The sequence below is a fragment of the Coleofasciculus sp. genome (genome assembly GCF_046565525.1).
Lineage (GTDB): Bacteria > Cyanobacteriota > Cyanobacteriia > Cyanobacteriales > Coleofasciculaceae > Coleofasciculus.
The window spans coordinates 1-6,606 of sequence record NZ_JBKHUP010000198.1 but is presented as its reverse complement, the minus strand read 5'-3'; the positions used below and the strand labels follow the sequence as shown (position 1 = coordinate 6,606).

Annotated in this window: 7 protein-coding genes and 1 pseudogene; 2 read left to right on the top strand and 6 right to left on the bottom strand. The window is 47.4% G+C overall.

Annotated features, from left to right (window positions below; genetic code table 11):
- Window positions 1-191: 191 nt before the first annotated feature.
- Window positions 192-1,145 carry a hypothetical protein gene (locus ACLGGO_RS34740; RefSeq protein WP_446334278.1) on the bottom strand — a complete coding sequence of 318 codons (954 nt, stop codon included), beginning with the start codon at window positions 1,143-1,145 and terminating at the stop codon, window positions 192-194.
- 286 nt (window positions 1,146-1,431) lie between these two features.
- On the opposite strand from ACLGGO_RS34740, the gene ACLGGO_RS34735 reads away from it, so the two are divergent.
- Entirely contained in the window at window positions 1,432-1,677 is a 246-nt protein-coding gene (locus tag ACLGGO_RS34735) for a hypothetical protein (protein WP_446334277.1), read from the top strand.
- Between the two features lie 3 nt (window positions 1,678-1,680).
- On the opposite strand, the gene ACLGGO_RS34730 is transcribed toward ACLGGO_RS34735, so the two are convergent.
- Both ACLGGO_RS34730 and ACLGGO_RS34725 read right to left on the bottom strand, forming a co-directional pair.
- Window positions 1,681-3,525 carry a pentapeptide repeat-containing protein gene (locus tag ACLGGO_RS34730; RefSeq protein WP_446422731.1) on the bottom strand — a complete coding sequence of 615 codons (1,845 nt, stop codon included), beginning with the start codon at window positions 3,523-3,525 and terminating at the stop codon, window positions 1,681-1,683.
- A 27-nt stretch (window positions 3,526-3,552) separates the two neighbouring features.
- A complete protein-coding gene (locus tag ACLGGO_RS34725; protein WP_446334275.1) occupies window positions 3,553-4,431 on the bottom strand; it encodes a TetR family transcriptional regulator in 879 nt (292 codons plus the stop codon).
- A gap of 17 nt (window positions 4,432-4,448) precedes the next feature.
- Between ACLGGO_RS34725 and ACLGGO_RS34720 the strand changes: the two genes are divergently transcribed.
- Entirely contained in the window at window positions 4,449-4,580 is a 132-nt protein-coding gene (locus ACLGGO_RS34720; protein WP_446334274.1) for a hypothetical protein, read from the top strand.
- A 193-nt stretch (window positions 4,581-4,773) separates the two neighbouring features.
- On the opposite strand, the gene ACLGGO_RS34715 is transcribed toward ACLGGO_RS34720, so the two are convergent.
- The 3 genes and pseudogenes from ACLGGO_RS34715 to ACLGGO_RS34705 form a co-directional block, all read right to left on the bottom strand.
- Window positions 4,774-5,220, bottom strand: a complete 447-nt coding sequence (locus ACLGGO_RS34715) for a hypothetical protein (protein WP_446422730.1) — start codon at window positions 5,218-5,220, stop codon at window positions 4,774-4,776.
- Entirely contained in the window at window positions 5,217-5,861 is a 645-nt protein-coding gene (locus ACLGGO_RS34710; protein WP_446422729.1) for an AAA family ATPase, read from the bottom strand. The genes ACLGGO_RS34715 and ACLGGO_RS34710 overlap by 4 nt, the downstream gene beginning before the upstream one ends.
- A 565-nt stretch (window positions 5,862-6,426) precedes the next feature.
- A pseudogene (locus ACLGGO_RS34705) lies at window positions 6,427-6,606 on the bottom strand (photosystem II q(b) protein); the annotation flags it as partial.

Below are 6,606 nucleotides of genomic sequence, written 5' to 3'. Positions count from 1 at the left end.
ATGCCCTATTCATGACTTCGGAGCAGGTTCCCTCTGCCAATCCCTAACCTCAACGAAGTAGGTTAGGGTTCATGAATGATTGCCAAACTCCCCGAACCTAGACAGGCAGACTTTAGTTTGCTAGCTAGACGCTTGGCTCGGTTTCATCCCCCGCTAAAAAGACGGGGGCTTTCACCATCGCTTCTGTGTAACTACAAAACTGGTGTTCCCATAGAAGATTTGTAACCAGGAGCATTTGACTGCTCTGCCTTTTGCTGTTTCCATCTTTGCTGCTGAGCTTCAAGTTCAGCTAGTTCTTGGGAAGCTGCAAAGAGGAGTTCTTGTCGTTGTTGCTCATAAAGCTCTGGGTCAACCTGGTTTGGTGTTGGAGATGACACTGGAGATGACACAGCTTTAAATTCAGAACTCAGTTCAAGCCAGTTTCGCTCAATCCACTTTTTAGGGAGTACTGGTGGCTTAGGTAGCTCTGCTGCCTTTTTCATTCCAAACTCAAAAAAGCTCTCTCTCTCGCAATCTGAGAGAGAGTTGATAAAAATCTGATAAGAATATGGGGAATCGGGGGAATGGTTTATATGAGCGGGGTTGGGGGGGGTGGGGGTCTCCAATTTGTCCAATGAAGTCTCCGATCTGTCCAACAGAGTCTCCGATTTGTCCAACAGAGTCTCCGATCTGTCCAACGAGTCTCCAATTTGTCCAACGAGTCTCTGATCTGTCCAATGAGTCTCCAATTTGTCCAACGAGTCTCCGATTTGTCCAACAAGTCTCTGATCTGTCCAACAAGTCTCTGATTTGTCTAAAGAGTCTTCGCTCTGTTTTACCGTCTCCGATTGATCACAAGCGTCTGTACTCCGTTCAACAGTCTTCAATTGGTCACAAGTGTCTTGGCTTTGTGCAAAGCTCACGACTACACCGTTGGGAGCCTCCCAATCAATCAGACCTTTGTCCTTCAAGCGTTGAATACCCTTGTAGAAAGCTGCCTTGCTGATTCCCAGTTCTTTGCAGACTGAACGTTGGTGTAGAGTCATCTTCCAGTCTGGAGCCAGCTTGATTTTCAGGTAGTAGTAGATCAACGCCGTGGAAGAAATCAGCCCATCTTTGTACTGGGCGATCGCGTCGGCTTGAGTCATGCGGTAGTGTTGTGTCATAATTTACCTATATAATGAAGGATTGCCCCGCCCTATTTTGGGTAGGGCGAATTTTTTATCCCCTATAATTTTTCTAGGTGAACCTCATCAATTAAATAACAGTTTAACTTTTTTGTCAATTAAATCTATAATTAATTGATCTAAAAAAGCGTAAAATCGAAATATGGACTGGAATAAAGCTTTCGATAAAACGCTGAGAACTTACGGAGTTAGCGCCAAGTGGCTCTCCGAACAGACAGGTTTGTCTCAGCAGACCATTTCCTATTTCAGGAAAGGTAGGCAGCCGATGACTACTGAAAACCTGGGTAAGCTTTTGATGAAATTATCGACTGAGGCAAGAGAATACTACTTCTCGCTAGTGCTTGGGGCATCTGTACCGAAGCGATCGCTCTCTTTTGAGGAAGAGATAGAACAATTAATTGATAAGGCAGATCATGCCCAGATTGCCATCCTTCTCAGTATGCTCTCAGCCAAATTTTCCTCGCTCAGTAGCTCATCGGATCTGTCCCAGGAAAAGGTTTTGTTAGGTTAGTGGCTAAGTATGAACTGTGCCATCGGGCATGATTGCCCCACTCAAAATCACTCCGTCTAAGTCAACCTGACTCAGGTCTACCCCCTTAAGCTTGGCTTCAGTCAGCTCTGCCCCATCCAAATTCGCTTGACTCAGATTGGCATGGCTCAAGTTAGCACGCACTAAATTGGCACCTAATAAGTTAGCGCCTTCTAGATTAGCGGTTTCCAAGTTCGCTTGACTCAGATTGGCACCCCACAGATCTGCCTGACTCAGGTTAGCCTGACTCAAGTTCGCCTGACTCAGGTCAGCTCCCCCTAAATCGGCTCCCCCTAAATCGGCTTTTTTCAGGGACGCTCCGGGGGCAATCAAGTACGCGCCGCCCTCGCTTGGGTCGAAACCTGAAGGAAATTGAGTCACTTCGTTGTAAATGGCGGCTTTGACGCTAACACCATCCAGAGTGACATTGCTCAAATCTGCCCCACACAGGTTGGTTTGACTTAGGTCAGCTCCCCTTAGATCAGCTTCACCCAGATTCACCCCAGTAAGTGACACTCCAGGGGCAATTAAGCACGCGCCACCCTTGAGTGGGTCAAACCCGACCGGAAATTGTGTCGCTTCGTTGTAGAGTGCGGCTTCAAGCTGGGTTGCCTCTAGAGTGGTATCTTGAAGATTGACGCCAAACAATTTTGCTTTCCTCAAATCAGCACCACTCAAATCCACTCCCCTCAGGTCGGCTCCCGTCAGATTGACTCCCCTAAGTGACGCACCCGGAGCAATTAAGTACATCCCAGTTTCAGTTGGGTTAAACTTGACAGGAAATTGCGTCGCTTCGTTGTAGAGTGCGCCCATCCCGTTCACCCCTTGCAGGTTAGCCTCACTCAGAGAAGCCCCAAACAGGTTAGCTCCCCTCAAGTCAGCTCCGGTTAAGTCAGCTTCCCGTAAATCCGCCTGCCACAAGTCGGCTCCACTGAGCACAGCTTCCTGCAAAGACGCGCCAATCAGTTCGGCGTCCCACAGAATTGCATTGGTTAACTTGGCTCCTCTCAAATTGGCTTTCAAAAGTGCAATACCAAACAAGTTGGCCCCGCTCAAGTCGGCTTCACTCAAATCGGCTTCACTCAAATCGGCGCCACTGAGGTTGACGCCACTGAGGTTGACTCGCCTCAGTGAAGCGCCAGGAGTAATACAGTACGCTCCGGCTTCGGTTGGGTCAAAATTTTTGGGAAATTGAGTCGTTTCGTCGTAGAGTGCGCCTTTTATGTCAATCTCTAGAAGGGTAGCGTCCCGCAAATCAGCTCCCAATAGATTGGATTGTTTCAAGTCAGCTCCCGTCAAGTCAGCTCCCGTCAAGTCAGCGCCCATTAAACAAGCTTCGCTTAGATTCGCCTCCTGCAAAGACGCTTCTCTCAAGTTAGTTTTCCATAGGTCAGCACGACTCAAATTAGCCCCAGTTAATTTGGCGTTAGTTAGGTCTACCCCACTCAGGTCAGCTTCGGGGAGTAAACTCTGAGGTGCAATTAAATAAGCCCCTGCTTTAACGGGGTCAAAATTGTCAGGAAACTGAGTGGCTTTGTTGTAAAGGGTGGTATGAAAGTTGGTTTTATGCAGCAGCGCATTACTGAAGTTTGCTTCACTCAGATTGGCACCACAGAGTACAGCACGACTCAAGTTTGCTTCACTCAGATTGGCTCCTAATAAATCTGCCCCACTTAGGTTTGTACCTGTTAAGTTAGCCTTGCTGAGGTTGGCTCGCCACAACACGACTCGTTGCAGGTCTACTCCACTCAAGGAAGCTCCACTTAAGTCGGTTCCACTAAAATCTCGTTCCCCTTGTATATATCTTTCTATTATTTCGTCAGCATTCATCTCAATAGAAATATAAAATAATTGGTGTCAGGAAACTTCATGCTCCCAAGCCCATATTACATAGCCTTTTTCCGTTTTCGTAATCACTGTTTTCTGAACGCTATCACCTAGCCGGGTCAGGATTTCTAGTACCTTCTCCTTGGTTTTCTCTGCTCTCAAAAAGCTGTAGTATTGACCCTCAACGGCGATGGCAAATAAGCGTCGTTTTAAATGGGGTGTTTGAATCCGGCAGGTTTTGTACTGGTCGCGAGATTCTAGGATTTCACTTTCAATTACGTCTAAAGAAAGAGTAGCAGATTGATTGGCGTGACGTGGTGTAAACTGAATCACCTTATTCCCTTCTGGCACTGGGGATAAGTCGGGTGCTTCTGACATGACACTCAGCGCCCCTGTCGGATGAGGTAGAGTGGGTGGAGGCTGAACTAAGAGTGGTTCAGGTTCAACAGGTACGTCTGGCTCTTCTCCAACGGCTTCTGGAGGCGTTAGCAATGGACTGTCGAAACCCTCATCTGAAGGGGGTAGGTCTATTGCCGAAACTTCCGGTCGGTATTCTGGGTGGTCGAGGGGTTCGGGCTGAATTGGGTTTTCGGGTGAATTGGGCGGCGAATTTGATGACTCCTCTTCTTCAGTCGTTGATTCACTCCATTGATTCCACCGTCGAATCATTTCGACTGTAGCCATGCCAGCTCCTACGCTGACGACGATGGAGAATCCGATATAGGGAATGGCTACCTCTTTGTGATTGCCATCAAAGATCGGTTGAATTTCCCCACTATAAAAGGGGGAGAGTTCAATAATGACGGGTTCTTTCCCGATTAAAGCAAAGGGTACTGTCAATGTAGAAAAGACAGCACTGGAGATAAATACAGCCGGTAAGAGAATATTGCTGAGGGAATAACTGCTCATGTTTTAGAGGAGTGGCAATGAGCAAAGAAAAGCTTTTTGCTGATCTCTACTTTACCCAAGCTTTTCATGAGTTGTCCCTGTTAATCTGGATAACCTTGGTGCTGGAAGAGAAATTTCAATATGACACGTTAGAACGCAACTTGGTATGATTTCGCGGGGAGGATGTCAAAGATATCAAGAAACAAAGGGCTTGCGTATCGATTCGGAGACTGAATTCTCACGGCGCAAACCCCGGTATGCCAATTTATTTCTCGGTGCCTAGATACAATTATCGTCTCTGTTCAATGATGCCTACATCAGCAATATTTCTTAATATGACTACGCGAATTGGCTGATTAGCGGTCAATCGCTCTCTAAATCCTTTAATGTCTCATCCAATAACACTCGCACAATCTCCGCCTTTTTCTTACCAGTCCTCGCGGCTAAGAGTGACAGCTTGCGGTGCATTGATATGGGCAAATCTACTGTAAAGCGTACCGTCGCCTCTTTGGAGGGTACTTGGAACTTATCCATCAGTTTAGACTGGGAAGGGAGTTTGACCCCCAAGGTTTTGGAGTTGTTCTCTGACATGGGTTCTGAGGTGGAAGGAGTGCTATCTGTGCTTGGCGCTTGACTCGAAGAGCGATCGCGTTTGGTTTCGCTCTTTCTGGGTGGGGTTTTGTCTTCTTTGGGTTGAGTGGGTGTTGGTTTCTGGGAAGAGTCTGATGTAGTGTCTTTGGGGTTCTCACCATAGACAAACTGTTGTGCCAGGGTATCGGTAAGGGGCTTGCGATTTTTCTTTTGACTCATAATAGTGCCATAATTTCTTTGAACAATCGCTCGTATTCCCGCGCTGACTCTTTGGCGGGGCGGCTGGGGAAGTCCCAGACGGTTGCGGACTGACCGGAGGTATCCGCGATCGCTTGTTTTTGATGAATCACTGTTTTGAGTAGAGTGACGTCTTGGGTTTGGCTCAAAAGCGCGATCGCCTCATCTTTGAGTTTGGTGCCTTTGACGGCTCGGGAGACAAACATCGCCGCCATGGGGGGACCGCCGCGAACGGACTGGGCTTGTTTGATTAACCGCACTGCATCAGACGCCGATCGCAAATCTACACCTGTGGGCTGAACGGGGACGATAGCCAGGACAGCGCGAAACAGAATGGCTCGGGTGGCTTCGGCTAAGGAGGCTGGACCATCGACAACGAGCTGGTCGTATTGTTTTTCTAGTTCTGGCAGGCGTTCGAGTAAGTCATCAGGAGTTTGCACCACTTTATAGGGAATGGATAATTCCATGCCGGCTAACCAGGCTGAGCTGGACTGCTGGGAATCGGCATCGACGAGCAGCACATTTTTTTTCTGTTTGGTGGCTAGCCAATGCGTGAAGTGAACGGCTGTGGTGGATTTGCCGCAGCCGCCTTTTTGGTTCAAGAAGCCTATAGTTCTGCCCATGGATGACTCTTAGGGTTAAGGCAAATAATGAATTAAGGCGTAATTACTGCATTATTGCATTACTGCATGACTTACTGCATGACTTACTGCATGACTTACTGCATTACTGCATTACTGCATTACTGCATTACTGCATGTTCTACCAAAACCAAGGCTTTAACCTTGCGTTTTAACCAGTGGATGAAAGCCTTGACAAGATTTTAACCTTGCGTTTTTTATAGCTTTCCTTGTGCAAAAAAATGTACAATAGAAAGCGATAAAGGAGGTGATTGAACTGTATCGAACTATTCCGATTAAGGCTAAGTTTACGGATGAAGAGAAAGCGTACTGGATAGACCAATGTCAGAATGCTAATAGTCTAATTAATTGTGCAATTTATCACACTAGACAAACTTATTACCAGTGGAGGGAAAAGCAACCAAGCGCTTTTTCTGTTTATTCAAGCCAATCCATACCAAAAAGCGCCCCCCTTCTGGGAGAGCGCTTTTGGTGTTTATTCAGTTAAGGTGACGCGAACAGTCGCATCTGTGTTACTTGAAAGTCGCGCCGTCCTCTTTGTTTCTGATTAGCCGTTGATGCTAGGAGCCGTCAATGCTACTGGGGTGGTAACACCCGCCGCCAAGTCTAAGGGGAAGTTGTGAGCGTTGCGCTCGTGCATGACTTCAAAGCCTAAGTTGGCGCGGTTGAGTACGTCTGCCCAGGTGTTGACTACACGACCTTGGGAATCCAGAATCGACTGGTTAAA

Bases quoted from the DNA above. Each gene is read 5' to 3' on its own strand.
- ACLGGO_RS34740 (WP_446334278.1), bottom strand. From the start codon at position 1,145: ATGACACAACACTACCGCATGACTCAAGCCGACGCGATCGCCCAGTAC.
- ACLGGO_RS34735 (WP_446334277.1), top strand. From the start codon at position 1,432: ATGACTACTGAAAACCTGGGTAAGCTTTTGATGAAATTATCGACTGAG.
- ACLGGO_RS34730 (WP_446422731.1), bottom strand. From the start codon at position 3,525: ATGAATGCTGACGAAATAATAGAAAGATATATACAAGGGGAACGAGAT.
- ACLGGO_RS34725 (WP_446334275.1), bottom strand. From the start codon at position 4,431: ATGAGCAGTTATTCCCTCAGCAATATTCTCTTACCGGCTGTATTTATC.
- ACLGGO_RS34720 (WP_446334274.1), top strand. From the start codon at position 4,449: ATGAGCAAAGAAAAGCTTTTTGCTGATCTCTACTTTACCCAAGCTTTT.
- ACLGGO_RS34715 (WP_446422730.1), bottom strand. From the start codon at position 5,220: ATGAGTCAAAAGAAAAATCGCAAGCCCCTTACCGATACCCTGGCACAA.
- ACLGGO_RS34710 (WP_446422729.1), bottom strand. From the start codon at position 5,861: ATGGGCAGAACTATAGGCTTCTTGAACCAAAAAGGCGGCTGCGGCAAA.